Origin of the sequence: Nostoc sp. MS1, assembly GCF_019976755.1 — a bacterium.
Lineage (GTDB): Bacteria > Cyanobacteriota > Cyanobacteriia > Cyanobacteriales > Nostocaceae > Trichormus.
Window position 1 is genome coordinate 346,521 of sequence record NZ_AP023441.1, and the last position, 26,702, is coordinate 373,222.

The 26,702-nt window shown below is 41.3% G+C and carries 22 protein-coding genes; 5 read left to right on the forward strand and 17 right to left on the reverse strand.

Features of this window, described 5'->3' with window-relative positions:
• Window positions 1-38: 38 nt before the first annotated feature.
• On the forward strand, window positions 39-965 hold the full coding sequence (locus tag NSMS1_RS01445) for a cobalamin-binding protein (protein ID WP_224090333.1): 927 nt from the start codon (window positions 39-41) through the stop codon (window positions 963-965).
• A gap of 146 nt (window positions 966-1,111) precedes the next feature.
• Here NSMS1_RS01445 and NSMS1_RS01450 read toward each other — a convergent pair whose 3' ends face one another.
• Window positions 1,112-1,408, reverse strand: a complete 297-nt coding sequence (locus NSMS1_RS01450; protein ID WP_224090334.1) for a protealysin inhibitor emfourin — start codon at window positions 1,406-1,408, stop codon at window positions 1,112-1,114.
• A gap of 145 nt (window positions 1,409-1,553) precedes the next feature.
• On the reverse strand, window positions 1,554-2,636 hold the full coding sequence (locus NSMS1_RS01455; RefSeq protein WP_224090335.1) for a M4 family metallopeptidase: 1,083 nt from the start codon (window positions 2,634-2,636) through the stop codon (window positions 1,554-1,556).
• Window positions 2,637-3,039: 403 nt separating this feature from the next.
• On the opposite strand from NSMS1_RS01455, the gene NSMS1_RS01460 reads away from it, so the two are divergent.
• Window positions 3,040-4,293, forward strand: coding sequence for a hypothetical protein (locus NSMS1_RS01460; RefSeq protein WP_224090336.1), 1,254 nt, complete (start codon window positions 3,040-3,042; stop codon window positions 4,291-4,293).
• Between the two features lie 5 nt (window positions 4,294-4,298).
• Here the strand turns inward: NSMS1_RS01460 and NSMS1_RS01465 are convergent, their stop codons facing one another.
• From NSMS1_RS01465 to purE, 6 genes are all read right to left on the reverse strand, one after another.
• A complete protein-coding gene (locus NSMS1_RS01465; protein ID WP_224090337.1) occupies window positions 4,299-4,754 on the reverse strand; it encodes an EVE domain-containing protein in 456 nt (151 codons plus the stop codon).
• A 165-nt stretch (window positions 4,755-4,919) separates the two neighbouring features.
• Window positions 4,920-6,128 (reverse strand): 4-hydroxy-3-methylbut-2-enyl diphosphate reductase, encoded by a 1,209-nt coding sequence (locus NSMS1_RS01470; RefSeq protein ID WP_224090339.1) that lies wholly within the window; start codon window positions 6,126-6,128, stop codon window positions 4,920-4,922.
• 135 nt (window positions 6,129-6,263) lie between these two features.
• A complete protein-coding gene (locus NSMS1_RS01475) occupies window positions 6,264-7,016 on the reverse strand; it encodes an SGNH/GDSL hydrolase family protein (protein ID WP_317986606.1) in 753 nt (250 codons plus the stop codon).
• Window positions 7,017-7,201: 185 nt separating this feature from the next.
• The gene (locus NSMS1_RS01480; protein ID WP_317986564.1) at window positions 7,202-8,617 is read right to left on the reverse strand and encodes an ammonium transporter; all 1,416 of its coding nucleotides are present in this window, start codon (window positions 8,615-8,617) and stop codon (window positions 7,202-7,204) included.
• A 241-nt stretch (window positions 8,618-8,858) separates the two neighbouring features.
• Window positions 8,859-10,448 (reverse strand): ammonium transporter, encoded by a 1,590-nt coding sequence (locus NSMS1_RS01485; protein ID WP_224090343.1) that lies wholly within the window; start codon window positions 10,446-10,448, stop codon window positions 8,859-8,861.
• Between the two features lie 882 nt (window positions 10,449-11,330).
• A complete protein-coding gene (gene purE / locus NSMS1_RS01490; protein ID WP_224090345.1) occupies window positions 11,331-11,852 on the reverse strand; it encodes a 5-(carboxyamino)imidazole ribonucleotide mutase in 522 nt (173 codons plus the stop codon).
• 119 nt (window positions 11,853-11,971) lie between these two features.
• Here purE and nagA point away from each other — a divergent pair, with 119 nt between their 5' ends.
• Entirely contained in the window at window positions 11,972-13,117 is a 1,146-nt protein-coding gene (gene nagA / locus NSMS1_RS01495) for an N-acetylglucosamine-6-phosphate deacetylase (protein ID WP_224090346.1), read from the forward strand.
• 1 nt (window position 13,118) lies between these two features.
• On the opposite strand, the gene NSMS1_RS01500 is transcribed toward nagA, so the two are convergent.
• The 5 genes from NSMS1_RS01500 to NSMS1_RS01520 form a co-directional block, all read right to left on the reverse strand.
• The gene (locus NSMS1_RS01500; protein ID WP_224090347.1) at window positions 13,119-13,430 is read right to left on the reverse strand and encodes a P-II family nitrogen regulator; all 312 of its coding nucleotides are present in this window, start codon (window positions 13,428-13,430) and stop codon (window positions 13,119-13,121) included.
• Between the two features lie 4 nt (window positions 13,431-13,434).
• Window positions 13,435-14,403 carry a sodium-dependent bicarbonate transport family permease gene (locus NSMS1_RS01505; RefSeq protein ID WP_224090348.1) on the reverse strand — a complete coding sequence of 323 codons (969 nt, stop codon included), beginning with the start codon at window positions 14,401-14,403 and terminating at the stop codon, window positions 13,435-13,437.
• 282 nt (window positions 14,404-14,685) lie between these two features.
• Window positions 14,686-14,952, reverse strand: a complete 267-nt coding sequence (locus NSMS1_RS01510; RefSeq protein WP_224090349.1) for a hypothetical protein — start codon at window positions 14,950-14,952, stop codon at window positions 14,686-14,688.
• Window positions 14,953-15,124: 172 nt separating this feature from the next.
• A complete protein-coding gene (locus NSMS1_RS01515) occupies window positions 15,125-16,495 on the reverse strand; it encodes a DUF2330 domain-containing protein (RefSeq protein WP_224090350.1) in 1,371 nt (456 codons plus the stop codon).
• Between the two features lies 1 nt (window position 16,496).
• Window positions 16,497-17,480: an RnfABCDGE type electron transport complex subunit D gene (locus NSMS1_RS01520; RefSeq protein ID WP_224095419.1), complete on the reverse strand. Its 984-nt coding sequence runs from the start codon at window positions 17,478-17,480 to the stop codon at window positions 16,497-16,499.
• A gap of 249 nt (window positions 17,481-17,729) precedes the next feature.
• Here NSMS1_RS01520 and NSMS1_RS01525 point away from each other — a divergent pair, with 249 nt between their 5' ends.
• Window positions 17,730-18,305: a TMEM175 family protein gene (locus tag NSMS1_RS01525; protein ID WP_224090351.1), complete on the forward strand. Its 576-nt coding sequence runs from the start codon at window positions 17,730-17,732 to the stop codon at window positions 18,303-18,305.
• 115 nt (window positions 18,306-18,420) lie between these two features.
• On the opposite strand, the gene rsgA is transcribed toward NSMS1_RS01525, so the two are convergent.
• The 4 genes from rsgA to NSMS1_RS01545 all read right to left on the reverse strand — a co-directional run bounded on the left by rsgA (window position 18,421) and on the right by NSMS1_RS01545 (window position 22,301).
• The gene (rsgA, locus tag NSMS1_RS01530) at window positions 18,421-19,476 is read right to left on the reverse strand and encodes a ribosome small subunit-dependent GTPase A (RefSeq protein ID WP_224090352.1); all 1,056 of its coding nucleotides are present in this window, start codon (window positions 19,474-19,476) and stop codon (window positions 18,421-18,423) included.
• A 341-nt stretch (window positions 19,477-19,817) separates the two neighbouring features.
• Window positions 19,818-20,552, reverse strand: coding sequence for an SDR family oxidoreductase (locus NSMS1_RS01535; RefSeq protein WP_224090354.1), 735 nt, complete (start codon window positions 20,550-20,552; stop codon window positions 19,818-19,820).
• A 263-nt stretch (window positions 20,553-20,815) separates the two neighbouring features.
• Window positions 20,816-21,175, reverse strand: coding sequence for a hypothetical protein (locus NSMS1_RS01540; protein WP_224090356.1), 360 nt, complete (start codon window positions 21,173-21,175; stop codon window positions 20,816-20,818).
• Window positions 21,176-21,431: 256 nt separating this feature from the next.
• Window positions 21,432-22,301 carry an NAD(P)-dependent oxidoreductase gene (locus tag NSMS1_RS01545; RefSeq protein ID WP_224090357.1) on the reverse strand — a complete coding sequence of 290 codons (870 nt, stop codon included), beginning with the start codon at window positions 22,299-22,301 and terminating at the stop codon, window positions 21,432-21,434.
• A gap of 269 nt (window positions 22,302-22,570) precedes the next feature.
• On the opposite strand from NSMS1_RS01545, the gene NSMS1_RS01550 reads away from it, so the two are divergent.
• Window positions 22,571-26,668: an NACHT domain-containing protein gene (locus tag NSMS1_RS01550; RefSeq protein WP_224090363.1), complete on the forward strand. Its 4,098-nt coding sequence runs from the start codon at window positions 22,571-22,573 to the stop codon at window positions 26,666-26,668.
• Window positions 26,669-26,702: the final 34 nt, after the last annotated feature.

A 26,702-nucleotide genomic window follows, 5' to 3' on the forward strand; every position in this document is an offset into this window, starting at 1 on the left:
TGAACTGAAGAACGCAGCTGCTGTTGTAGAGGTGTGTAATGGCAAATGGTAATGTAAGAATTGTCTCTCTAATTCCTAGCGCTACTGAGATTTTAGCAAACTTGGGATTAAGTGATGCGATTGTTGGGCGATCGCATGAATGTGACTATCCCCCAGAGATTCAAAATCGCCCTATTTGTACCCAAGCAAGGTTAAATAGTAACGCGCATAGTAGTGAAATTCATGATGAGGTAAATAAGATACTGCAATCTGCGCTGAGTATTTATCAAATCAAGACAGATGTTTTAGAAAAGTTACAACCCACCCATATTGTGACGCAAGACCAGTGTGATGTCTGTGCAGTCAGCCTTAAAGATGTGGAAAAAGCTGTTGCAGAACTTACCCAAAGTTCACCCCAAATCATTTCCTTACAACCCAATGTGCTTGAGGATGTGTGGCATGATATTGAGCATGTGGCTAATGCGTTTGGGGTTGATTCAGTAAAAGTACTAGAAAATTTAGAAGCGCGGGTCAAAATTTGTCAACAAAAAATCCAAGGACTTTCTCTAGAAGAAGTACCCACTGTAGCTTGCATCGAATGGACAGATCCTCTCATGGCTGCAGCCAATTGGATTCCTGAATTAGTCAACTTAGCTGGAGGACAAACACTATTTTCTGTAGTAGGTCAGCCCTCCCCTCATTTAAAATGGGAAAATCTGGTAGTTAGCAATCCAGATATTATAATTTTTATGCCTTGTGGCTTTGACTTACAGCGTACTCGCCAAGAAGCCCAATTATTCACCCAAAACCCACAATGGCAGAAACTCCATGCAACCCAAACAGGTAGAGTTTACATTACTGATGGTAATTCCTACTTCAACCGTCCAGGGCCAAGACTTGTAGATTCTTTAGAAATTTTGTCCGAAATTTTGCATCCAGAAATATTCGATTATGGCTATAAAGGTAAAGCTTGGGAACCTTTATAGTTGATAATTCACAATTGTTTCATTCAAGGTTTAAAACTTCTCCTTGATAAGGAGAAAAAATAAAAAATTCTTATTGTCCAATACTCTCACTTTCTCCTGCGAGGTAATTAACAATTGTCAATTGTCAATTGTTAATTGTTCATTTCTTAAGAAGATGATGCTTGATTTAGCCATTCAATCAATGTTTTTAAACTATTAGGTAACGCTGCTTCGCCAGCAGTTACCGTATGCCGTTGACCATTATCTTCTATTGTTATTTGATACTGAAAGCGGTCTATTTGACGGTGAGAAGAAATAATCTGTGCAGGTAGGTGAAACAAATCAGCTGCTTCTATCAGCCGTGATAGTTCCTCAGCTTCCTGTTGAGAGAGTTGGTTTGTGTCTACATTAATGCTTTTACTAATTCCAGCAAAGCCGCCTGTGCGTTCTAAAGATACCCGCATTTAACTCAGCCTGGAAGATAAGATTTTCACCTTCCAGTTTAACAAAAATGGGGAATGGGGAGTGGGGAGTGGGGAAAGAGTTATAAGCAATAATAAATTCGTAATTCGCAGTAGAAACCTTTAATTACGAATTACGAATTACAAATTACGAATTAACCCCTACTTGTTTCCAAGCATTCTTCACTGCTTTATGTTCTAAACTACCATCACCATAGAGTTCGCTGGCAACTTGTGTAGTGACATCAGCTGCTTTTTGGAAGTCGGCTTTAGCACGCAGGCAATCGCGCAATGCAATGTACCAAATTTTACCAGATTTTTCCCAGGCGTAGCCGCCAATCTCCATTGCTGCTAGATAAAAAGCACGGTTAGGAATACCTGAATTGATATGTACTCCGCCATTATCCGCCCAACCTGTGTATTGGTCTTTGATATGACCAGGTTGGGGGTCTTTGCCCATAACTGGGTCATCATAGGCTGTTCCCGGTGCTTTCATGGAACGGACAGCAATACCTTTAACTTTGGGCATTAATAGTTCACTACCAATTAACCAGTCGGCTTCTTCCACCGTCTGATTTTTCACCCTTTGTTTAACTAATGTACCAAAGACATCAGAAAAAGATTCGTTTAAAGCCCCTGGTTCACCATAATAAATTAATCCAGCTTCATACTGAGTTACACCATGAGTTAATTCATGGGCAATCACATCAATTGATTTGGTAAAGCGATCAAATAATTCACTATCACCATCACCATAAACCATTTGATCCCCATTCCAAAAAGCGTTTTCGTACTTCACTCCAAAGTGGACGGAAGAGTCTAAACGTAGTCCTTTGTCATCAATGGAATTGCGTTCAAATATTTCGTAAAACAAGTCATAAGTAGCACCTGCACCATCATAAGCCTCATTAACTGCTGCATCATTACTAGGAGGATCGCCTTCAATACGGGCAATAACTCCTGGTAATTGTTCAGTATTTTTAGCATCATAAATAGTGCGGCGTTTTTCACCAGGAGAAGGGGCAAAAAAGACATTACCCACAACATTTCTGCGTCCGCGCAATTGTGCCGAAACATTCAATGTTTGAAAAGCCCAGCTTTTTTGTGTTTCTGTACCATTCAGAGCAATATTTTCTAATATGTGTGGTGGAATAACACAGCAAATAGGACATCTAGTATTAAGTGAATGATGACAATTTAATCTAGATGATTTCTTTTTCTTTCTAGCCATCTAATCCATTCTCCATAGGGAAATAAACATGAAAACAGGAGAGAAATTAAGGTAGATGGCTATTCCCTGGTTAATAATTTGATGAGTCGGTGATACTTTTATTCTCCAATAATTTCATTAAAAGTAAACAGTACTTGTCAAGAGCGATCGCAAATCAGATATTCTGTGGAAATACAGAAATTTCTAATTTATGAATTGTAAGTCGAAGCGAAAATAAGGATTGTTCTGTATTCACACTGGCTATGTTTTAACCAAAGTGGGTTTAAGAATTAGTGGCTGAGAAGAATTATGGCTAGCAATTGATGAAACGATGACATTTTAGAGCGAAGCAGCCAAAATAGAAGTCAAATGCCAAGGCGAAGTATCAGTTATTTTTAATTAAAAAAACACGTATATTTACTCTATGCTGAAAACAAAATTAGATAAAATCCAGCCAACAATCTTCTTAATTGCGATCGCCTGCGGTGTTAGTCTGGTGGTTACGCCTAGTTATCCATCTTCTGCACAGCAAACCATCAACCTCAACGGCTTCACCTTCCGTCCCATCGCCCATACCCGGACTCCAATTCCCAATGGTAAAGGGGGTTTTACCAAATTTGAAGCGCCAATTATTAGCGGAGGTAATATAGCCTTTGTCGGTCGAGGAGAGGAACAAGAGGGAATTTATCTATTTACTAACAACACCCTCAAGCGTGTAGTTGACCGCAATACTACTATCCCTGGCGGTCGTAGTCGATTTCGTTATGTTTCCGCAACAGTCCCAGCAATTAGCCAACAAACCATAGTCTTTCGGGGTAAAGATGGTCGTCCTTTAGCTGACCCTAACGTAGAAATTGGTTTGTATATTTACCGCAATGGCAAATTGCAACGTTTGGTAGACCGCAAAACCCCTATTCCTGGTGGGGGGAATTTTGAAGACGTTGGCGAACCTGTAATTGTTGGTAATAGCATTGCCTTTGTCGGGTCTAATGTCGGCGTTTTAGGAAATGCACCACAAAATACAACTACCCTAGTTGCAGGGGTTTACCTTCACAACGGCACTTCTATACGACCAATAATTAACTTACAGGGTTCGGCTAAAAAGTCGCTGCCTCATATGTTTAGTACCAACCTGTTTCAAACTCTCCGTTCCAGTGGTACAAATATTGTTTTTGTGGGGATGGGGGAAACAGGCAAGTATTATCTCTACTCTAATAATCGTTTGCAAACCCTACCTATGTTACTTAAATTAAATGCTAATCCAGCTTCTTTAGCTCTCAGTGGAACAAATGTAGCATTTGATTCAACTTATGCTATTCCCCAGCAGCCATTACTCGCTTATCAAATTTATATTTATAAACGTGGTAATGTCAAAAAAGTAGTCAACACTACTCAACGCCTTCCTAGCGGAAGTGGTAATTTTCAAAGTTTTGCCAATTTATGTATGAGTGGTTCCAATATAGTTTTTAATGCTGCGGGTGCAAATGACCAGTATGGTGCTTATGCTTATTGGAATGGCAAATTAATTAAGGTTTTAGCTAAAGGCGATAAGATTAACGGTAAAACAGTGCGATCGGCTGTACTGCAAAATCAACAAAGTTTTGATGGGAAAACTATAGCTTTGTTAGTAGTATTTACTGATGAGTCTCAATCTATATATACTGCTACTCGTAAATAATTGAATCAACTACCTGTCATTGCTAAAATTTTCTGAGCTACTACATCAGCAACAGGTATTACAGATAATCTATTTCCTTGTTTAACTAGCAACAACTCATCTGCACTAAATTTTTCTTTCAATATTGTTAATGATATAGGTTGAGAGAAACTTTTGACAAATTCCACTAATACTGTTTGCCAACGTGGGTTTTCAGGAGTTGATTTTGAATCATAATACTCACTTGTGGAATCAAACTGAGAAGGGTCAGCAATATCTGTTTTAACTACACGCATTAACCCCACGATACCCGGTGGGTTTGTATTGGAGTGGTAGAAAAAAGCTAAGTCTCCCGGTTGCATTTGTCGCATAAAGTTACGAGCTTGATAATTACGCACACCATCCCAAATAGTTTGATTATCATTTTGTAGATGAGTGATGCCGTAACTTTCGGGTTCCGACTTCATTAACCAATAATTCATAGAGATTTAATTCTGACAATTTATTTATATAGCAATACGTTTTAGATAAAAATAATTAACCGCCTATAAATACTGATGAATCAATATTTTATGACAGCCTAAAATGCCTAACCTTAGAGGTTGTTTAACAACCTCTAAAATTTTTCTGGTTTGATTTATCAGCGTTTAAGCTACTGGTGTTGCTGCTTTCAAAGTAAAGATTTTCTCAATCACATCTTCTACTACCTTATCTGGTGTAGAAGCACCGGAAGTAACACCGACAACAATTTGTCCTGCTGGTAGCCAGTTTTCTGTAGTTACTAACTCACCATTTAATTGCCGATGTTCAATGGCATTTCTTGATTTAATTCTCTCAACACTATCGATATGGTAAGAAGGCAACCCACGTTCTTGGGCGATTTGTTGTAATTGAGTAGTATTAGATGAATTAAAACCACCAATTACTATCATTAAATCAACCTTTTCTTGCACTAATTCTAACATCGCATCTTGACGTTCTTGAGTAGCGTCACAGATAGTATTAAAACTTTGAAAATGCTGATTTAATTCCACTGGCCCATACTTTTGTAGCATGGTATGTTCAAATAGTTTACCAATTTGCTCAGTTTCACCTTTGAGCATTGTTGTTTGATTAGCAATACCAACTCTTTCTAAATCTGTATCAGGATCAAATCCTGCTGAACAAGCTTTAGCAAATTTTTGCAGAAATTCTTCTCTGTTACCACCGTGCAAAATATAATCAGCCACATATTGGGCTTCTTTTAAGTTTAAGACAATTAAATATTTGCCAGCGAAGGAACTAGTGGCAACAGTTTCTTCATGCTTATATTTACCGTGAATAATTGAGGTATAGTCACCTTTTTTATGCTTTTCTACTGTATTCCAAACTTTCGATACCCAAGGACAAGTTGTATCAACAATTTTGCATCCTTTATCGCTCAATAGCTGCATTTCTTGAACACTAGCACCAAAGGCAGGGAGAATTACTACATCATTATTAGCAACGACAGAAAAGTCTTTCTTCCCAGCTTCAATAGGTACGAATTGTACCTGCATCTCCTGCATACGTTGGTTTACCGAGGGATTATGAATAATTTCATTGGTAATCCAAATTCGTTCTGTGGGAAAATGCTTGCGAGTTTCGTAAGCCATCGCTACGGCGCGTTCCACACCCCAGCAAAAACCAAAGGCTTGGGCTAGGCGGATAGTGACATCACCCCTTTGCAGAGTGTAGTTGCGATCGCGTATTTCCTGAATTAAGCTACTCTGATACTCAGACTGCAATTGGGTAGCGACTTCCGCCTGATGTCCAAAGCCTTTACGGTTGTAATTTTCTGAATGTTGTAAGTTACGCTTAAAAGTTTTTGTATCCATTGTTGTATTTGTTAATATCTTCTCTTTTTGATTCTCTCGCGCTATGAGGACATTTGGGAAGGAGGCAGTTGACAGTTGACAGTTGACAGTTGTTTTTTCTCCCCTACTTCCCCATCTCCCCCCGCTCCCCACTCCCTACTCCCCACTCCCCGCTTCCTGCTGATAAACTTGCAACGCGGTGCGCCAAACTACGTAACCTGCGGGGCTGAGGTGTAAGCCATCGCTGCTAAATTCTTGGCGAATATTGCCTTTTTGATTGATAAACAAGGGGTATAAATCCATGTATTTAACCCCTTGTCTGGTAGCGATACTTTGTAATTGCTGATTTAATTTCTGAATACGGCTGTTGGGAATAGCTAAAAGTTTTTCTCGTCCTTCCCAAGTCGCTTCCTCTCCACCATGAGGCAAAATCGATTGGAGAAAAATCTTTGTTTTGGGGTGAGTTTTTCGTAGGTAACGAAGAATCTGTCGATGATTATCTAAGATGACATCATCACTAACACCGCGAATTAAGTCATTAATGCCAATCATGACAAAGATTGTATCCGGCTGAGTCTTGTCAAACAAACTCAATCTTTGCAATAGCCCACGGCTGGTTTCACCTGAAATTCCCTGATTGAGCCAATTTCTATCCTCTGGTAATAATTCCACCGGAAACCACAAACTCAAAGAATCCCCCGCTAATATGCTTAAGCGCGGGGGACGTTTTTCAGCAGCGACGTTGGCTTCCTGTTTGAGAATCTCTAGCCACTGTTGATAATTGAGTTGGTGGCGGGGGCCTAACTCTGGGGTAGCGGTTTGGGCTTGGTTGGCTGGAACTGATGCAGGTTCATTAGAAAAGACGGTCAATCTCTGCTTTTGCCAAATGAGCAGGATGACCGCCAGCATCAGTATGCCGTTGGATATGAGCGAGAAAAAAGCCCAAACAGGAAAGTGTTTTGCAGTTGACACGACTAGCGACATCTACCAATGATTTGACTCAGATTTTAAATCGGGATGAGTCATTAGTCATTAGTCATTAGTCAACAGTCATTAGTCAACAGAGTTCTGAACTATGGACTGTGGACTATGGACTACTGCACAATGCGATCGCTAAACTCGGAGTTGTATCCTTCTTCTCCGTGTTCGTTGATGTCTAGTCCTTGGTATTCGGCTTCTTCTTTGACTCGTAAGCCAACGGTAGCATCAATAATCTTGAGAATTACCCAAGTGCCAACTGCGGCGATTACGTAAGCAATAAGAATTGCGACTAGTTCTACACCTAGTTCAGCAAAATTACCCTTGAGTACACCGTTTTTACCTGCTGAGTTTACTTCGGCAGTGGCAAAGACGGCGGTGAGGATGGCCCCGACTGTACCACCAACACCATGTACTGGATAGGTATCTAAGGCATCATCAATATTTAGCTTATGTTTGAAACTGACGGCGTAGAAGCAAACGAAAGCGGTGATAAAACCAATCAAAATTGCGGCTAATGGTGTGACAAATCCGGCGGCTGGGGTAATACCTACTAAGCCTGCTACTGCCCCTGTGGCTGCACCTACGGCAGTGGGTTTACCGCGTAACCATGCTTCTAAAATTAACCACATTAAAGCGGCGGCGGCGGCTGCGGTGTTAGTAGCAACAAAGGCTGTTGTCGCCGGGTTGGTGATTAAGTTACCAGAAGTACTACTAGCTATAGATAAGGCACTTCCTGCGTTGAAGCCAAACCAACCAAACCAGAGTAAGCCAGCACCTAACAAAATAAATGGGACGTTGTGGGGAGGGGTGAGGCGGTCTGGATAGGTTTTGCGAGGGCCTAAGACGATCGCCGCAACAAGGGCCGATACACCTGAGCTAATGTGAACAACTGTACCGCCTGCAAAATCGAGCGCACCTAAGCCACCAGCTAAACCTAAAAATCCACCTTTTCCCCATACCATATGAGCTAGTGGTGTGTAAACAAAGGTTGACCACAGCAACACAAATAAAGAATAGGCACGGAAGCTCATCCTTTCGGCGATCGCACCAGAGATTAAGGCTGGGGTGATAATGGCAAACATGGCTTGATAAATCATGAATGCCTGATGGGGAATTGTTGGGGCATAGGAAACTACCTCTGCTGGAGCTGAACCTTGGAGATAACCTGTGGTTTCTAGCCCCACACCATTCAATCCAAACCACTGTAAGCCACCAATAAATGGTAAGCCTGGGGCAAATGATAAACTATAACCCCATAAAACCCAGGTAACACCTACAATCGCCATCAATACAAAACTCATCATCAATGTATTGAGAATATTGCGCGATCGCACAAAACCACCGTAAAAGAATGCTAATCCTGGTGTCATAAGTAGGACTAACGCTGCTGATATCAACATAAATGCTGTATCCCCAGTATCAGCAGGCGGTGGAGTAGTTGCGGGGGTTTGGGCAAAAGCATAGCCCATTATTGGCCATCCTAAAAGTACTAGAGTAGCTACCCCAACGATCAAAACTTTCTTAAACACGTTAATTTCTTTCTCCCAGATGACTAGTAACCTTGTATACTTAGTTACATTTCAATGCTTTTAGCTTAAGATATTTGTCTTACAAGCTACCCAGATTAATCTTTCCATAAAATTTAATCAAAAAATAATTCTTCTGGGGGTGTCTTTAGTCAATAGATTATGCTGTTGCTAATATTGAACTAATAGGGAAAAGCCTGGTTTTGGGAAAACCAGGTTTATGAGCTTCTAACGAAAAGATTGATTAAGTAGTTGAGAAATCTTCACCTTTCGAGTATTCACCAGATGATTTACCTTCTGTAAAGCCATCGGAACTAGCTTCTTTGAGGAATCCACTGTAGGCTTCCATACCGTGTTCACCAATATCCAATCCTTCCAGTTCTTCTTCTCTGGTAACTCTAATACCTAAAGTGGCTTTCAGTGCTAGCCAAAAGACAGTGCTGAGGAGAACGGTAATTCCACCAACAGAGAGAACACCAATTACTTGGGCAATTAATGAGTTAAAACCACCGCCAACAAATAAGCCATGTGGGCCGACTTTGCTACCAGCTGCGTCAACCATCCAAGAATAACCACCAGGGCCGACGGAAAATAGACCAACAGCTAAAGTACCCCAAATACCACAAACTAGGTGAACTGAAGTAGCACCTACAGGGTCATCAATGCCGAGTTTATCGAAAAATGGTACAGAGAAAACAACTAAAATGCCGGCGATTAAGCCAATAACTATGGAACTGGGAACGCTGACATAAGCACAGGAGGCGGTAATACCAACCAAACCGGCTAAAATGCCGTTGATAATCATTGACAGGTCTGGTTTACCTAAGTACACCCAAGCTGTAACAGTAGCAGCAATCCCACCAACTGCACCAGCCATGTTAGTTGTCAAGGCAATATGAGTAATGGCATTGGGGTCAGCAGCCATCACAGAACCAGGGTTAAAACCAAACCAACCCAACCACAGAATTAAGCAACCCAAGGTAGCAATACTCATGTTGTGACCGGGTAAAGCCACAACTTGCTTATTTTGATATCTGCCAATACGGGGGCCAAGGAAGGCTGCACCCATCAAAGCTGCCCAGCCACCAACAGAGTGTACTACTGTAGAACCAGCAAAATCCCAAAACCCAAGGTCAGCTAACCAGCCAGCGCCCCAAATCCAATGTCCGGTGATGGGGTAAGCAATACCGACGAGTAGAAGGCTGAAAATTAAAAAGTCTACAAATTTAATTCTTTCTGCGACTGCACCAGAAACAATTGTGGCTGCGGTTCCAGCAAACACTAGCTGGAATAAGAACTTGGCGGCTAAAGGTACGCCTGTCCAGTTCAGCGCACTAAACACACCTTTGTAATCGGTTCCTATTGCAGGGCTGTTATCTGCCCCAGCTAGGAAAAATCCGTTCCAACCGATGAAATCATTACCATCGCCGAACATTAAGCCAAAACCAATTGCCCAAAATGCTACGGTCGATAAGGCAAATACAATCAGGTTTTTTGCTAGAACGTTAACAGCATTCTTCTGACGGCAGAAGCCGGTTTCTAACATACAAAAACCAGCATTCATAAAGAATACTAAAAAAGCGGCGATCGCTACCCAAAGAGTATCAAGTGCCACTTTCAAATCTGCCGTTGTTGGCCCTGCTGGGGCTTGGGCAACTGCCACATAACTCCAACCTAAAACAATTAAACAAGCTAGAGGTATGCAGGCTTGCCAAGTAGGAGAGAGTCGTTTTACTAGATTAGATATCTTGTTTGTTGAGCTAGATTGTCTATTCTGAGCGTAATTTCTTGCAGAAGAACGCCTATTGTTTGCCCTTGATTTCTGTTTGTACATGGTTGTGAAAACTAACCCTCCAACTAGCTTAAACAGGGAAATATACAAGTGAATAGAAAAACTAACACCTCTATTTCTACACAGTGGCTAAGATAATTTTCCTTTAAAACCACTCGTTCACACATTGTCGATTTAATTGATCCAATTAAAAGTTTAAGAAATTAAAGGTGCTTTTGTAAATATTTATTCCTTTAATCCTGAATAAATTATTTATCATATGTTATTTGGCACATAATTATATATTCTTCATTAACTCTTTAATCAAGATAAAATATTATCTGCTATTGTTTTCATAACTTAAATGGTGGTTAGAATCATGCTGCCTCAAGTCAACCAGTTTAATGAGGTAAATTAAACGAAATTTCGCCGAAGATTACCCAATTACTCCCAAAATCAACTCTGTTTAATAATGCTCATAACTCAAAACGCAAATTGCAGGAATTATGCAAGTAACTCCTGTTCTAAAAGTTGAAATTCAACTCGCTTGTAAATAAATTTGATTGATTTTCTAGTTACTTAAACATTAATTCTGTATTCTGAGCTACAATTTTTATACTTGACAGAGATTTTTTTAGTTATTAAAAGTCAAATAAACTACTTCAATGCCACGCCAAGTCAGCAATTCACTATAATTAGCTCTACTTAGCTATAAAACTATTAAGTTTTAATAAATTTGGTCATTAGTAATTAGTCATTAGTCCATAGTCAAAAGCTATTCTCCTCTGCTCTTCTGCTTCCTCATTCTCCACCCTACGGGTGAATCCTGCAGATACGCTGCGCGAGCGCGTAGCGTCTGTCTCCGACACGCTACGCGTTCGCGTTAGCGTCTCGTAGAGAACGTTAGAGAAGCAAGCTACATCTTCCCCCACTCCCTCATCTCCTTTAAGAAAGTTCTTGCTGTAAATACTGTTGATAGCCTAACTGTTCTAGCTTGGCTTGCTTTGCCATGACTGAGGCTGACAAGTTTTGACGGTACTGTTGGACTTTGGTTAGTAATTCTGGCTGCTGGGTGGCGAGTATCTGTATTGCTAATAGTCCAGCATTTTTAGCATTACCGATCGCCACCGTAGCGACAGGGATACCCGCAGGCATTTGTACAATCGAGTATAGAGAATCTACGCCTTGTAAGTTTCTGGTAGCCACTGGGACACCAATTACAGGTAGGGGGGTGAGAGAGGCTACCATACCGGGGAGATGAGCTGCACCACCCGCACCTGCAATAATTACTTTAATACCTCGATGGTGCGCCTGCTGGGCATATTCCACCATGCGTTCTGGTGTGCGATGGGCAGAAACGATCGCCACTTCATTTTCTACACCAAACTCATCGCAAATTGCGATCGCCTCTTTCATCGTGGGCAAATCTGAATCACTGCCCATAATAATGCCAACCAAAGGAGCCATAATTAATTCAAAATTCCAATTTTCTTTCACCCATCTAGCATCTCATAGGGAGTGGGGAGTGAGGGAGATCAGGGAGAACAACTGTTGACTGTTGACTAATGACTATGGACTAATGACCAATGACTATCGACATAATTAACGCTAAAGTTACCGGCTACCAGGGTTTACAGATGCTTTTGGTAAATCAGGCTGGGATAATTGAACAAATTTTGCCGATGGGAACTGTATTCAAAAGGGTTCCGCCATCAGATTTACAAGTATTGGATGTGGCTGGGGATTGGGTTTCTTTGGGTGGGGTTGATTTGCAAATTAATGGTGCTTTGGGTTTGGCATTTCCTGATTTAGCGGCGGATAATGCCCATTTATTGAGTAAAATATGTGATTTCTTATGGAATGTGGGCGTAGATGGGTTTTTGCCTACATTGGTGACAACTTCAGTGGAAAATATTCAGCGATCGCTTGCTGTCATTGCTGATTTTATCTCGACTGCTCAACTAGGTTCCCAAATCTTGGGCATACATCTGGAAGGCCCATTTTTGAACTACCAGAAGCGGGGCGCTCACCCAGCAGAATACTTATTACCTCTGACAATAGATGAAGTTAAACGAGTTTTGGGAGATTATGCCCATGTTGTCAAAGTTATCACCCTAGCACCGGAGTTAGACACCACTGGCGAAGTGATCCCATATTTACGTTCTTTGGGAATAACTGTCAGTTTAGGACATTCTCAAGCCACAGCGAATCAAGCCCAAGATGCTTTTGCCTTGGGTGCGACGATGGTAACTCATGCCTTCAATGCTATGCCGCCTCTACATCACCGTGAACCGGGACTTTTGGGGGCGGCAATTACTAATCCTCATGTTATGTGTGGATTTATTGCTGATGGGCAACATGTTTCACCTATTATGTTGCAAATACTTTTGCGTGCTACTCCAGGGTTGTTTCTGGTGAGTGATGCCCTCGCCCCCCTTGGGCTACCGGATGGGGTGTATCCTTGGGATACTCGGCAGATAGAAGTAAAACAAGGTACAGCAAGGCTACCAGACGGTACATTATCGGGAACGACTTTACCGTTATTGGTGGGGGTGGAGAACTTGGTGAAGTGGGGAATTTGTGACGTTGAAACTGCGATCGCTCTAGCTACGGATGCGCCAAGAAAAGCAATAGGTTTACCAGGAATTATACAAGATCAAGCTGCGAATTTATTACGCTGGCATTGGGATAATTCTACAAACCAACTTTCTTGGCGGCGGTTGTTATCTTAATTTATAAAGATGCAACGCATTTAACAGAGCGAACTTCCATCACATCGGAAATGTAACAAGTACCGCCAAATTTATTGAGAATTGGTTTGATGTTTTCCACTACTGGTTTGACAAATTCAGGCTGACAGAAAGCGATGATATAAACGTTATCAACCATTATGGTATCTAAATCTTCTGTTGTGCCACGTAATCCTTTACCTTCAACATTACGGATGACGGCGTGACCTTGTACACCTGATTTATCTAATCCTGCTAAAATTTTGCTCAATTCAAAAGCATTGGCAATAATTTCTATCTTTTTAACTAAGTGCATATTATTACTTCCAAAATAAGTTAATACCGTACTGATATAAAGGAATGCCCACAATAATATTGAACGGAAATGTTACTGCTAAAGCGGTGGAAACATACAGGCTGGGGTTAGCTTCTGGAACAGTTAACCGCATAGCGGCTGGGACGGCAATATAAGAGGCACTAGCACACAGTACGGCAAATAATAGAGTGTCTCCTGGAGGCATACCAATGAATTTGGCAATTAGTAAACCAATGCCTGCATTGAGTATGGGAATTAGTATGGCAAATAAAATGAGGAAAAACCCGGTTTTTTGCAAGTCTTTAATTCTTCTAGCGGCTACTAGTCCCATATCTAAAAGAAAGAAGGTAAGAGCGCCATAAAATAATCCTTGGGTGAAGGGTTCTAAAACTTGCCAACCGTGTTCTCCTGTTAAGAAGCCAATTATTAGGCTACCAATTAACAAAAAGACTGAACTATTCAAAAAGGCTTCTTGCAAAACATCTTTCCAGGCAAATTCGCGCTTTTCGTCTACGCTAAAAAGATTAACTAATATTAAACCAACGATGATGGCGGGGGATTCCATTAAAGCTAAGGCTGCTACCATGTAACCATCGAAATTAATGCCCAGTTGACCCAAAAATGTGCTAGCAGTGATGAAGGTGACGGCACTGATGGAACCATAGGTAGCTGCGATCGCCGCTGCATCATAAGTATCTAGTTTTAGTTTTAAAATGAAAAAGGTGTAAATTGGCACTGCACAAGCCATCAGCATCGCCGCCAGAAGTGTCAACACCACATCCTGAGTCACACCACTTTTGATTAGTTCTACACCCCCTTTAAAACCTATCGCAAACAGCAAATACAGAGATAATGCTTTAGGTATAGGCGCGGGAATTTCCAAATCCGACTTAACAAAAACAGCAACCATTCCCAAAAAGAAAAACAGGATCGGCGGATTGAGGATGTTCGACACAATCAAGCTACCATCCATTTCCACCCCTCCTTATACTGATGAAGTCTGTAATTTAACAAATTTTCCATCTTCTAAATTTTAGTGTTTGACTCATGATGTAGCGTGTATTGCCACCTCATGTCAATCGGGTAGGTATGAGTCCAAACTGTTTTCATGAGTTTGTAGTCAGCACTAAAGTGCTTTAGAGATTATTTATAAAGTAAATCTTAAGTAGTGGGCTATCTAGATTAAAATGTTGTATCAGCTAACTACATAGGTACAGAAACACAGAGGTTAGAGAGATTGGAAGCTTTATTTACCTCAATCTAAATGTAGGGAACTCAACAAAATATCTATCATCTTATATCCCCATTTATAGGTGAAAAACCCACAAACAAGTGCCAGAGTTAAACTGCCAATTATGTTTATGGTTAAGGATTGTGAAGTTCCAAACCAATCAGCATAACTCCAATATACGGCTGCAATTAAGGCTCCAGTTAATGCACCAGCACTAAAGCGCATAATTACTATTTTGATACTTTCTGATTTTAATTCCTGTGGGTTTGGCTCTGGTGGTAAAGGATTCATAATAAATTTGTTTTTTGTACTATTTTATGGTAGCTGAAAGGATGAATAAATTCTTTGTTTTAGGAAAATAAGCAGGCGATCGCTCAGTTCTCTTAAACTTAAGCAATCGCCTCTATTATCTACTATCTTCGTTGGATTCCTGTGGAAGTTAAGTATAAATCCTCATTTGCGTTTACAATCCAAGCCAAGCCAAGAAATTTTCCCACCAGGAATAATTGAGATTACCTAAACTCAACTTCATTTTTTTCCGAATATCTTGGATATTCCAGTTAGTTAGTTTTGCTAGAGTTTGCGCTTCTTGTTCAAATCGTTTGGGTAAAGACCGCTTGTATTCTCTACTAGCTTGGCAATTGAGTTCCCCAGTAAAGGGATGCTGCAAAATGTATCTCCCTTGAAAAGACTCGCGGCTAGAGGTTGTTTGAAACATTGGGTCTTCTGGGAATTTGTCGCGGCTGTAGCGAATATGCAGCCGGGTAATGAACACGCTACTACGCGGAAACGGACGACGAATATTAGGTGCTAGAAAGTTATCGTTGGTATCATTATCTAACCAAAATACACCAGCTTGCTTGAGTTCTTCTTGATTGAGAGGTTCTGCTGAACAAGGATCGCAACTACTCATATCCCAAGCATATTCCAAGAAAGCCACTTTCCTGTCTTCTTTAAGGTAGGCAGTTTGGAACATAGATTTGTAGAAATCACTAAATTCATTTTTGACAAACACAGGAATATTTGTATCGGAAGGAACCTTTACTGTGCGATAGTTAGTAATTTCTGCTTGTCCTTGAGGTGAAAGGATATAAACTATTAAATCTTGAGCAGTGTTAGCATTCATCATGCCCAAGCGAATGGGTAGCATGAATTTAGGTGATTGATATGAAATCTGTAGTGGACGCAGAAATTCATAGCCAGATTGCTCAAATTTATCAAGGTTAACTTTAGCAACAAAAAATTTCATGCGAGAGCGAATATAAGGCTGAAGTAATTGTTTTGCTCCTCTAGGAATTTTGTAACCATTACGATTTAGCCAAGTTTCTAGTCCACCTGATTCTTTAGCACTCAAAATTAAAATTTCGTATTCACCTACATTAAATTTTGCTTCAATGGTAACGCCCAAGTTTGCATTATCACCTCTAGTTGCTCCACTAATTCTCGCTGCTGGTGCTGGTACTGCTTCATATAGTCTATCCCTGTATTGTGGAGCGCAAGGATCAGAGTCAAAATATTCTACTAAGCGTGGGGCGCTAAAAGCATCTAATCGCTCGATAATTTTCGGTTGAGCAACGCGCACTTGCTCTTTTTGTATAACTGTGGGTACAGGTACAACCATAGCAAAATCTTTGACTTCGCCTTTAAAGTCATTAGCCATAGTCAAGACAGTGCGATCGCCATCCCGCGCTATCACCACCTGAGATGCTTGATTGTATAATTTACTATCAGCCTTGGCTACATAAAATCCACAAAAAGCCCAAGCTGTCGGCGCAAAACATAAAACGCCTATAGATAATACAAATAATGAAATGATAAGTCTAAATTGCTTCATTTTATACCTCTGTAATTAAAGTGCTGAGTGATGAGTGCTGAGTGCTGTTAGCGGAAGCGGCGCATTTAGCGCGTGTTGAGTTATGAGTAGGAATTTCTCCCTTGTCTCCCCCCTCTCCCTCATCCCCCTCATCGTCCTCCTGCCTTCTGCCTTCTGCCTCCTGCCTCCTACCTTCTCCTAACCAAGAAAATCTGGGAGAAGACCAGAGATAATCTAGGAAAATAGTCAAGGGTGCTAGAGCGAATAGTGACCAGAAAACGGCTGTGGAAAGGAAGAAATAATTTCGTAAAATAAAAGTTAAGCAAGCAATGCAGACAGCCCAAACTACACGGCCGATTTTGGCGTTGGGAATTGAGCGTGGGTCAGTTACCATAAACAGGGCAAACAACAGTAATGAACCACTCATTAAACGATGCCAATATACGTCCCAAGTCCAACCCAACCAAAGGTTACGTATGGCTTCTAATAGGGAGTAGGAACCTAAAAAAGCGACTGTAGTATCCCAACGACCTATTTTTCGCAGAATTAAACCACCAGTCCCGACGAAAACTAAGCAGTACCACCACTCCTCACCCCACTGTCCTGGGGATACCCACGCATTAGATGTGAGAGTTAAAGCAGAGATAATGCCAAAATTGGCAGGATTGAAGAAATGTTTATCGCCAATTTTTAAGAAAAATTTACTGGCGATCGCACTGACGGCTGCTAATGCCATAGTTATCCAATGGTCTGTGCGTAATAACAAACTGAGTCCTAGCGATGTAATCAAGGCGCTACGCAGATTTATGCTGGGCTGTTGTTCTTGATTATTATCAAATGACCAAAAACCCTTGACAGATGATAATAGCCACTGGGTTGATAAACAAAAAGCGATCGCCACAGCGATAAATTCTGGATGCAATGTCCAGTCTCTTGTGCCAATTCCCAAAACCAGAAATAAACCCAAAAAGAGAATTTGATAGTCCCGTGTATCTTTAAGCAAAATTACCCCTATATACGGGGATTACCCATAAATTTCTCCCTAATCTAACCGAGTAAACTGTCAAATACTGTTGCTGTTACAGATTTTGTTACAAGTAGAGTTTCCTCAGTCAAGTTATAATATTTACCCCTAATTACATCTTCTAAAATGAGTACCTAGCCTGTATGATGCTGAGTAGCTTACAAAATAAACTATTTCCGTCAACAACAGTTACACAACCAGATTGGATTAGCAGCAAAGGAGTGTACACAGATGGGGAAGGGTAGATTAGAAGCATTCAGTGACGGCGTGCTTGCTATTATCATCACTATTATGGTGCTGGAACTAAAAGTACCGCATGGTGATAATTGGGCGGCACTGCGTCCACTTATACCAGTATTCCTCAGCTATATACTCAGTTTTATTTTTGTGGGTATCTACTGGAACAACCATCATCACTTACTACAAGCCGTCCGCCACGTAAATGGTCGGATTCTTTGGGCTAATCTGCATCTATTATTTTGGTTGTCATTAATTCCCTTTGTTACCGCTTGGATGGGCGAGAACCACTTCACTGCCTTACCCGTTGCACTGTATGGTGTGGTATTGTTATTTGCAGCGATTGCTTACTATATCCTTACCCGCACCCTGATTGCTCATCACGGACAAGAATCTACATTAGCGATCGCCGTTGCTGAAGATTTCAAAGGTAAGATATCTGTCATTTTGTATGCAGTGGCAATTCCCTTGGCTTTTGTGAACTCATGGTTAGCCTGTATATTCTACGTTCTGGTGGCGATTATGTGGCTCATTCCCGACCGCCGAATTGAAAGGACTCTAACACAGTAAAAAGTCATCTGTAGTTTTTTTAGGCGTTGCAGAATAGAAATATGAATTAGAGCGATCGCATGATTCACATTTTGATTGAGCAACGCCTGATTTTGAGATACCCTTTTTGCAGAAGTTAACGTTTGTGATGGTTTCGCATAGCTTTATGGATTTTCTTCCAACGTTCTTTCTCAACTAAATGTGCCTGTTGATCTTGTTTGCGCACCAGATAACTTAATTCTTTTTGCAATTTTTGGTAACTCAAAAGCCGCGAGTAATCCAGTTTTCCCGATACCACAGCTTGCTGTACAGCACAATCTGGCTCATGCAGATGCTGACAATCACGGAAGCGACATTCCTGAGCTAAAGCGTCGATGTCTGCAAAAGTGCCTTGCAAACTTGCTTCACTTGCCCAAATTTGGATTTCCCGCATTCCTGGAGTATCAATAATTAAACCACCATCAGGCAGTAAAATTAATTCACGATGAGTAGTTGTGTGCCTACCCCGATGATCACTAGCTCTAACAGGTTGGACAGCTTGCACTGTCTCCTCTTTGAGTTGGTTGGTAATGGTAGATTTTCCCACACCAGAAGAACCCAATAAAGCTACTGTTTGTCCTGGTTGCAAATATGCTTGTAAAGCCTCCAATCCTTGCCCATTAGTAGCACTTAAAACAACAATGGGTACACCAAGCGCAACTGTTTCTATTTGGGCTAAGTAATCGTTTAAACAGTTACACAAGTCTGCTTTATTTAAAACAATTACTGGGTTTGTACCACTTTCCCAAGCCAAAATTAGATAGCGTTCTATGCGTCTAGGATTAAAATCTTTATCCAAGCCCGAAACTAGAAATACAGTATCTACGTTAGCAGCAACAATTTGTTCTGCTGTTTTAGTGCCTACTGTCTTACGAGAAAACTTGCTTTTTCTTGGTAAAATTTCATGGATAGTAGCCTGGGTATCTTGTACCTGTATTACAACCCAATCTCCAACAGCCGGAAAATCTTCTCCTTTAACAGACTGATGGCGAAATTTACCTGCAACTTCTGCTGTTAGTTCACCCTGTTCACCATATAAAATGAAAGTGTCTCGGTAAGCGATCGCTACCCTAGCAACACTAAATCCTTTTTTGGCATAGGCTGTAAAGCTGTGAGCAAAAAAGTCACTCCAGCCCAAATTGTCTAAATTCACTGGTATTATCCTCAATATGTGTGGCTTGTGCTACACAGAGCTACACAGAGGAATTACAATTCATTCCTATAAGACTGTGCTTTGTGTAGTTTGGTGAGAAATAGTCAAAGTAACCTCGACAAAAACAAACTCAGTCATATTTTCTCCCTACACGTACTACACAATATAATCTACATTACTACATTAACCGATTTTAGAAAAACTTAAACTAAATCCGTGGTGAGAAACTGCTTCCCCACAGGAAAAACCTGCCCACTCAAATTTAAAAAACTTAGCTTTTCGCCTCTACCTATGCAGTGAGTCTAGTACCTACGGCGGGAAACCCACCATAGGAAACTAAATTACCAAGGAACTACACCATTCTCATCAAAGAACCCACCACTAACACCATCATCAGGTAGGGTAGCCAATTGGACAGCAGCCGTCGCTCCCTGCTCAACAGTGCGATAACCTCGGTATTGATTAATATCTGTAGCTGTGAAACCAGGATCAGCCGCATTAACTTTGATAGGGGTATCTTTTAACTCAGCAGCAAACAATACTGTAAAGGCATTTACTGCTGTCTTTGATGAGTTATAAGCAAGCAATTTCATATCAGCAAACTCGTAATTTGGGTCAGAATTTTGAGTAAGTGAAGCTAAACCACTAGATATATTCACAATTCGCCCGGCTGGTGATTTCTTCAACAGAGGTAACATCGCTTTGGTAACGGCAAACACACCAAAAACATTTGTTTCGTAAGTCTGCCTTAGTGTTTCAATATCTAATTGGCTTGGTGGAACTCGGTCTATGGCAATTCCTGCATTGTTGACAAGGATATCTAGTTTTCCAAATTCACCGTCAATTTGGGATGCAGTGGAATCGATTGTTTTTTGGTCAGTAACATTAAGTTGAACTGCACGTGCATCAATTTGATGGGAAAGAAGCTGATTTGATGCTTCAGTGCCACGTTCTATATTTCTTGCGCCAATGATAACAGTAGCACCTCTGGAACCCAGTTGGCGTGCAATTTCGTACCCAATGCCTTTGTTTGCACCTGTAATCAGCGCCACTTTTCCCTTTAAATCGTCTGACATATTAATTCTCTATTGCTTAGTTTATTTTGAGTCGGTACATCAGAACATTGACAATATAGCGTACAGAAATTTATCAAAGAATAGGTATTAAAGATGCTAAAAAAGCAAAATTAAAATCTGCTGTCCAAGCATGGTTATTGTTATTGCAAAAACATTTTCCTAAGCAATAATATTTGTTTTGTTTGTATAGTTAGCAAAGCACAAAAGACTGGCGAAATATTTCTACGAATTGAAACTCTGCTATAAAAGCCCAATGTCAGCACCTATACGCTACCATTGCCTGACCTTAATAAATATTCCCAAATACGCCGAATTTCTTCTCTAAAAGCTTCCCTGTCGCTCTCAAGAATTTCTATGGCGTTTGTCACTACATCAGTCAAGCTGGCAACATCTTCGGTTAACTGAGCGATCGCCTGAGTATTGGTAGCTTGTTGTATGATGTTTTGGCGAGTTTGTTCTTCAAGCTGGGCAAGCACTTCATTATGGCGGCCCAGTGTCTCTGATGTATTCGTAGCTATCTGTGCGACTTGTGCTATCAGTGGTGTTAGCTGATTCAACATTTGGGCGTGAGTTGTGAGCATAGCTTCAAGCCGCTCTAGTTTATTAGAGCCGTTTTGTGTCATAAAGGGTTGCCATCGTTGTGATCTAGTTTCCAGCGTAAAGCATTTTCAGATTGCTTTCTGCGAAAAGTTCTGTGGATTGGTGCAATTGTAACTCGACGGGAACCGCGTCGGTGCTGGCGCAGCCTCACATAGTGAAGCCTTGAACTGCTTATTTTTAAGAAATGCTTTACACGGCTTGAAAATCTTTTCTAATCAGCATAGAAAAGGACTTTCGTTGACAGTTAACAGTTAAGTGTCAACAGCAAGACATACTAAGTTATTGCGAAAGGATAGCAATAACATCAGCAAAAGAACGATCGCGATCGCGTTCTTCTGGTGTTTCCTTACCCAAAGGCGTATCTTTCACAAAGCGATAAATATCTGCGGCTCCGGTAAAAGTGCTTTCTGTTAAACCAACTGCACCAAAGGTAGCTGCTATTTCTTCCATTTCTCCTATCCAACGGTGTGCTTTTGGTGTCATGGCCGGGATGGAACGCTGGAGGATATCGAATAATTCCTTTTGACTAGTAGATAATTCTTGCCACAATACATCTTCTAAATCTAGACGATGGGCAGCAATTAGTAATTCTGTAGCGATCGCTGTTAATCCTTTGGTGAGGGCAGCATAACACATTTTCAACCCGGACGCTTGCCCAATTTCATCCCCAATCACGCGAACATCCAAACCATAGTCACGTAGTTGTGCAAGGGTTTCGGCTTGCTTACCAGAGGCGTAGATACGGGTGCGGTTGGGTACGTGGGGAGGCGGGCCGATAATTGAAGCATCAACAAACTGTCCGCCTGCACCCTCGATAATTGTGGCGATTTCCTTGACTCTATCAGGTGCGATCGCATTACAATCTGCGTAGACAACACTTTTACCTAGTTGTTGAATAGCCTGTGCTACCTGTTTAGCTGCTTGTGTAGCTGCTGATGGTACTAATACAGAAAGTATGACATCAGATTCGCTCACGAGGTTTTGCAGTGAGCCGACATTCTCCACCTGCACCGCAGCCGCTAATTGCTGTGTCCTTTCACTCCTATCATCCAGCGCCGCCACAGTTCTTAACCCATTTTGATGGAGTACCGAGGCGATCGCGCCTCCCATATCACCAGGGCTGAAAATACCAACGGTTTGTATTTGCATAAAAAGCTTCCTAATTCATTTATTATCAGCTTTTATTTACCACGCTGATTCAGGCTCTTGAATTAAAATACTATAACTCTATCGACTTTTAGCCTTTTTAATTGTACTTAAGTATTTATTGTTTTAACATGAATTATTGTGTTACATTGTAAAATTAATAACCTTCAATCTGTTTTTCTATAAGTAAAAAGTTACTTACTTGTTGAAAAACACTTGAGCAGACTTAATAGAAAGTTGTTAGCTATTACTTCTCTAGGGAGTATAAATAAATGGCGGATACACTCACTCTTGGTTTTCTGCTTTTTAAAGCAGTCGAGGCAATTGTGACGAAAATCGTTGAGTCAGCTTGGGAACCAGCAAAGGCAGGTCTTCAGGAAAGTATCCGCCGTCGGGTAGGCAAAGATGAAGAGAGTAAGCGCAGTGAAGTTTTTGCCCAAGCTGTAGCTACTGCCCGCCAGCAGACAATTAAAGAAACTGACGACTTTCAAAAGGCAGAACAGGTCTTGAAATTGATCGATGATCCAGATTTCCAAGATGTTCGCCCTAGAGTGGCGGAAGAGGCAGCTAAAATAATGCTGTTTTCTGATACTCCTGATATTGATAGTCTGACAAAGTTATTAAGCAAGTATCTCGGCTACAGACAAGCAATATATGCTGAAGCTGCCACCACATCAGAAACAGTAACTCTTATTTTATCAATCTTTTTTAAGAAACTACGCTCTGCTTTACTTGATCTAGAACCTTACAAATCGCTCTTAATTCAACACGAGATCCTGCGTAGCCAGTATGAACAGACCCTAACTTTGAAAGAAATTTCTGGTAAACTATCCCCTGAAGACTACGATAATGAGGAGCAATATCGCCAGCAAGTAGCGGTAATGAATCGTGAATTAGGATTTGTGGGTATTCCCGAATTGAAAGATTCATCACCAATCACAATTAAAGATATCTTTGTGCGTCTGCGAGCCAGTCGAGAAAGCAATAGTGTAGATGTGCAAGAAGATAGTTCAACAGAAGAACACAAACAGCTAGTAGAAAAACAACAAACCCGGAGTCGAGAAGAAATACTTTTAGACGAAGCTTTTAAAGAGGCTTCGTATATGGTAATTTTAGGTGATCCAGGTGCAGGCAAGACAACACTACTCAAGCATTTAACAGTTATTTGTGCAGAAGGAAGAGCAGAAACAGAACTAGGGCTAAAAACAGCAAATGGAATGCCTTTGTTACCAATATTTGTGTCTCTGCGTGCATTCGAGGCTGAGGCTTCTATTCGCAATTTAGACTATGGCTTAATCGACTACTTCTGCACCTATAGCTACGAAAATTTAGGACTTAAAAAAATCCCTCCCAGATTTTTTCAGACAGCTTTGGATGAAAAACTTTGTATAGTCTGTCTCGATGGATTAGATGAGGTTGGCTCGGCAGGAAATCGCGCTAAAATTTGCGACGCTGTAATAGCCTTGGCTAATCGCTTCCCTGGCAACCACTATATTGTTACCTCACGGATAGTAGGTTATCAAGAAGCTCCGCTCAATCGTCGTGATTTCATCCACTATACTATTTCTGAACTTCAAGATGATGATATTCGTGATTTTGTAACCAAATGGTACACGAAGCGAGAACCTGACGAAGTACAGCGTAAAACGCAGATTAATACACTCATCAACACCATACAGGATGAACCTCGGATTCAAAGTCTAGCCCGTAACCCCCTATTATTGACAATTATTACCTTAGTACACCGTATTGAAGCTGAACTGCCAAACGAGCGAGTTAAACTCTATGACAAGTGTGTAACTGCTTTAGTGGAAACCTGGGAGAAGGTTAAAGGATTGACAATTGAAGAAAAGCAACGTCCCTTTTATAAAGGGCGGCGACGGCTACTAGAGCAATTAGCTTATGAGCTGCATACAAGAGCTGAAGAACCAGGACAGGTGCAAAAAGTCAAAAAAGGCACACTGGAACTCATGTTAGCCGGATTTTTACAGCAGAACAAAAACTTGGGACTTGCCGATGACCATGACACGGCGCTTGATGAAGCAAAAGCTTTTGTGTCACTGATTAAAGGGCGTACAGGACTTTTGATAGAAATAGGTGAGGGAGTTTTCAGTTTCCCGCACTTAACATTTCAAGAGTATTTAGCTGCCTGCGACATTGAAAGGCGATATATTAACAAGACAGGGGCGATTTGGGAAGCAATTAAAGAACACTTGCACAATGCTCACTGGCAAGAAGTCATCTTATTACTGCTAGGTAGCTTGAATAGATATGATGAGGCTGCTACTGAGCTAGTACAACAGATTTTAGAAGCGGGCAAGAGTGATAAATTTGAGCCAGTACTCCACCGTCATCTATATTTGGTCGCCCGTGCATTGGCTGACCGCGTAGATGTGGCTATGGATGTGCGTCGTCAAGCCGTAGATGAGCTGTTAGCTATTGCCTGTGATAAAACTATTTCCTGGGAAAGGAAAAATGCTTTCGCTGCTCTCTCAAAACTTGAGGGAAATGAGTATGCGATTAAAGGTTTACTAGAATTAGCACAAAACCAACAACGTGAGGCGAATGAGCGCCGATGGGCAGCCGAAAGTTTGGGAGAACTTAAGTGTGAAGACGATGCAGTACAAGTACTACTAGAACTGGCACAAAACCAGCAACTTGAGGCCAATGAGCGCCGACAAGCAGCCGAAAGTCTGGGAAAACTTCAGCGTGAAGACGATGCTGCACAATTACTACTAGAACTGGCACAAAACCAGCAACTTGAGGCCAATGAGCGCCGATGGGCAGCCGAAAGTCTGGGAGAACTTAAGCGTGAAGACAATGCAGCACAAGTACTACTAGAACTGGCACAAAACCAGCAGCTTGGAGCGAATCAGCGCCGATGGGCAGCCGAAAGTCTAGGAAAACTGAAGCGTGAAGACGATGCAGCACAAGTACTACTAGAACTAGTCCAAAACCAGCAACTTGATTCTTATGAGTGCCGACGGACTGTTGAGAGTTTGATAGAACTCAAGCGCGAAGACCAAGCCGTACAAGTACTACTAAAACTGTTAAAAACTAGACAATTTGGTTCTTATGAACGTCGGTGGGCTATTCAAAGTTTGTTAGAACTCAATCATCAAGAGCAAGCACTACAAGTACTGCTAGAACTGTTAAAAACTAGCCAAATTAATTCTTACGAGTACCGAAGAACTATCGATATTTGGTTAGAACTCAATCATCAAGACCAAGCAGCACAAGTACTACTAGAACTAGCACAAAACCAGCAACTTGATGCTAGTGAACGCCGACAGGCGGCCGAGAATTTAGGAAAACTCAACTACTTTCAAGACCAAGCAGCACAAGTACTACTAGAACTGGCGCAAAACCAGCAACTTGATGCTAGTGAGCGCCGACAGGCGGCCGAGAATTTAGGAAAACTCAACTACTTTCAAGACCAAGCAGCACAAGTACTACTAGAACTGGCGCAAAACCAGCAACTTGATGCTAGTGAGCGCCGACAGGCGGCCGAGAATTTAGGAAAACTCAACTACTTTCAAGACCAAGCAGCACAAGTACTACTAGAACTGGCGCAAAACCAGCAACTTGATGCTAGTGAGCGCCGACAGGCGGCCGAGAATTTAGGAAAACTCAACTACTTTCAAGACCAAGCAGCACAAGTACTACTAGAACTGGCGCAAAACCAGCAACTTGATGCTAGCGAGCGCCGACAGACGGCCGAGAATTTAGGAAAACTCAACTACTTTCAAGACCAAGCAGCACAAGTACTACTAGAATTGGCACAAAACCAGCAACTTGATGCTAGTGAGCGCCGATGGGCAGCCAAGAATTTAAGAAAACTCAACTACTTCCAAGACCAAGTAGCACAAGTACTACTAGAACTGGCGCAAAACCAGCAACTTGATGCTAGTGAGCGCCGATGGGCAGCTGAGAGTCTAGGAGAACTCAACCACTTTCAAGACCAAGCAGCACAAGTACTGCTAGAACTGGTACAAAGCCAGCAACTTGATTCTTATGAACGTCAGTCAGCTCTTGAGAATTTGTTAAAACTCAATCATCAAGACCAAGCAGCACAAATACTGCTAGAACTGTTACAAAGCCAGCAACTTAATGCTTATGAACGTCGGTGGGCTATTAACAATTTATTAAAACTCAATCATCAAGACCAAGCAGCACAAGTACTACTAGAACTGGTACAAAGCCAGCAACTTGATTCTTATGAACGTCAGTGGGCTATTGAGAATTTGTTAAAACTCAATCATCAAGACCGAGCAGAACAAATACTACTAGAACTAGTACAAAATCAGCAACTTAATGCTTATGAGCGTCAAAGGGTAGCTGATTCTTTAAAACAAATACTCTCAGTGTGAAGCACACCCATACCTGAATTACAATTCATGCAAT

Bases quoted from the DNA above. Each gene is read 5' to 3' on its own strand.
- NSMS1_RS01445 (WP_224090333.1), top strand. From the start codon at position 39: ATGGCAAATGGTAATGTAAGAATTGTCTCTCTAATTCCTAGCGCTACT.
- NSMS1_RS01450 (WP_224090334.1), bottom strand. From the start codon at position 1,408: ATGCGGGTATCTTTAGAACGCACAGGCGGCTTTGCTGGAATTAGTAAA.
- NSMS1_RS01455 (WP_224090335.1), bottom strand. From the start codon at position 2,636: ATGGCTAGAAAGAAAAAGAAATCATCTAGATTAAATTGTCATCATTCA.
- NSMS1_RS01460 (WP_224090336.1), top strand. From the start codon at position 3,040: ATGCTGAAAACAAAATTAGATAAAATCCAGCCAACAATCTTCTTAATT.
- NSMS1_RS01465 (WP_224090337.1), bottom strand. From the start codon at position 4,754: ATGAATTATTGGTTAATGAAGTCGGAACCCGAAAGTTACGGCATCACT.
- NSMS1_RS01470 (WP_224090339.1), bottom strand. From the start codon at position 6,128: ATGGATACAAAAACTTTTAAGCGTAACTTACAACATTCAGAAAATTAC.
- NSMS1_RS01475 (WP_317986606.1), bottom strand. From the start codon at position 7,016: ATGCTGGCGGTCATCCTGCTCATTTGGCAAAAGCAGAGATTGACCGTC.
- NSMS1_RS01485 (WP_224090343.1), bottom strand. From the start codon at position 10,448: ATGTACAAACAGAAATCAAGGGCAAACAATAGGCGTTCTTCTGCAAGA.
- purE (WP_224090345.1), bottom strand. From the start codon at position 11,852: ATGGCTCCTTTGGTTGGCATTATTATGGGCAGTGATTCAGATTTGCCC.
- nagA (WP_224090346.1), top strand. From the start codon at position 11,972: ATGACTATCGACATAATTAACGCTAAAGTTACCGGCTACCAGGGTTTA.
- NSMS1_RS01500 (WP_224090347.1), bottom strand. From the start codon at position 13,430: ATGCACTTAGTTAAAAAGATAGAAATTATTGCCAATGCTTTTGAATTG.
- NSMS1_RS01505 (WP_224090348.1), bottom strand. From the start codon at position 14,403: ATGGATGGTAGCTTGATTGTGTCGAACATCCTCAATCCGCCGATCCTG.
- NSMS1_RS01510 (WP_224090349.1), bottom strand. From the start codon at position 14,952: ATGAATCCTTTACCACCAGAGCCAAACCCACAGGAATTAAAATCAGAA.
- NSMS1_RS01515 (WP_224090350.1), bottom strand. From the start codon at position 16,495: ATGAAGCAATTTAGACTTATCATTTCATTATTTGTATTATCTATAGGC.
- NSMS1_RS01525 (WP_224090351.1), top strand. From the start codon at position 17,730: ATGGGGAAGGGTAGATTAGAAGCATTCAGTGACGGCGTGCTTGCTATT.
- NSMS1_RS01535 (WP_224090354.1), bottom strand. From the start codon at position 20,552: ATGTCAGACGATTTAAAGGGAAAAGTGGCGCTGATTACAGGTGCAAAC.
- NSMS1_RS01540 (WP_224090356.1), bottom strand. From the start codon at position 21,175: ATGACACAAAACGGCTCTAATAAACTAGAGCGGCTTGAAGCTATGCTC.
- NSMS1_RS01545 (WP_224090357.1), bottom strand. From the start codon at position 22,301: ATGCAAATACAAACCGTTGGTATTTTCAGCCCTGGTGATATGGGAGGC.
- NSMS1_RS01550 (WP_224090363.1), top strand. From the start codon at position 22,571: ATGGCGGATACACTCACTCTTGGTTTTCTGCTTTTTAAAGCAGTCGAG.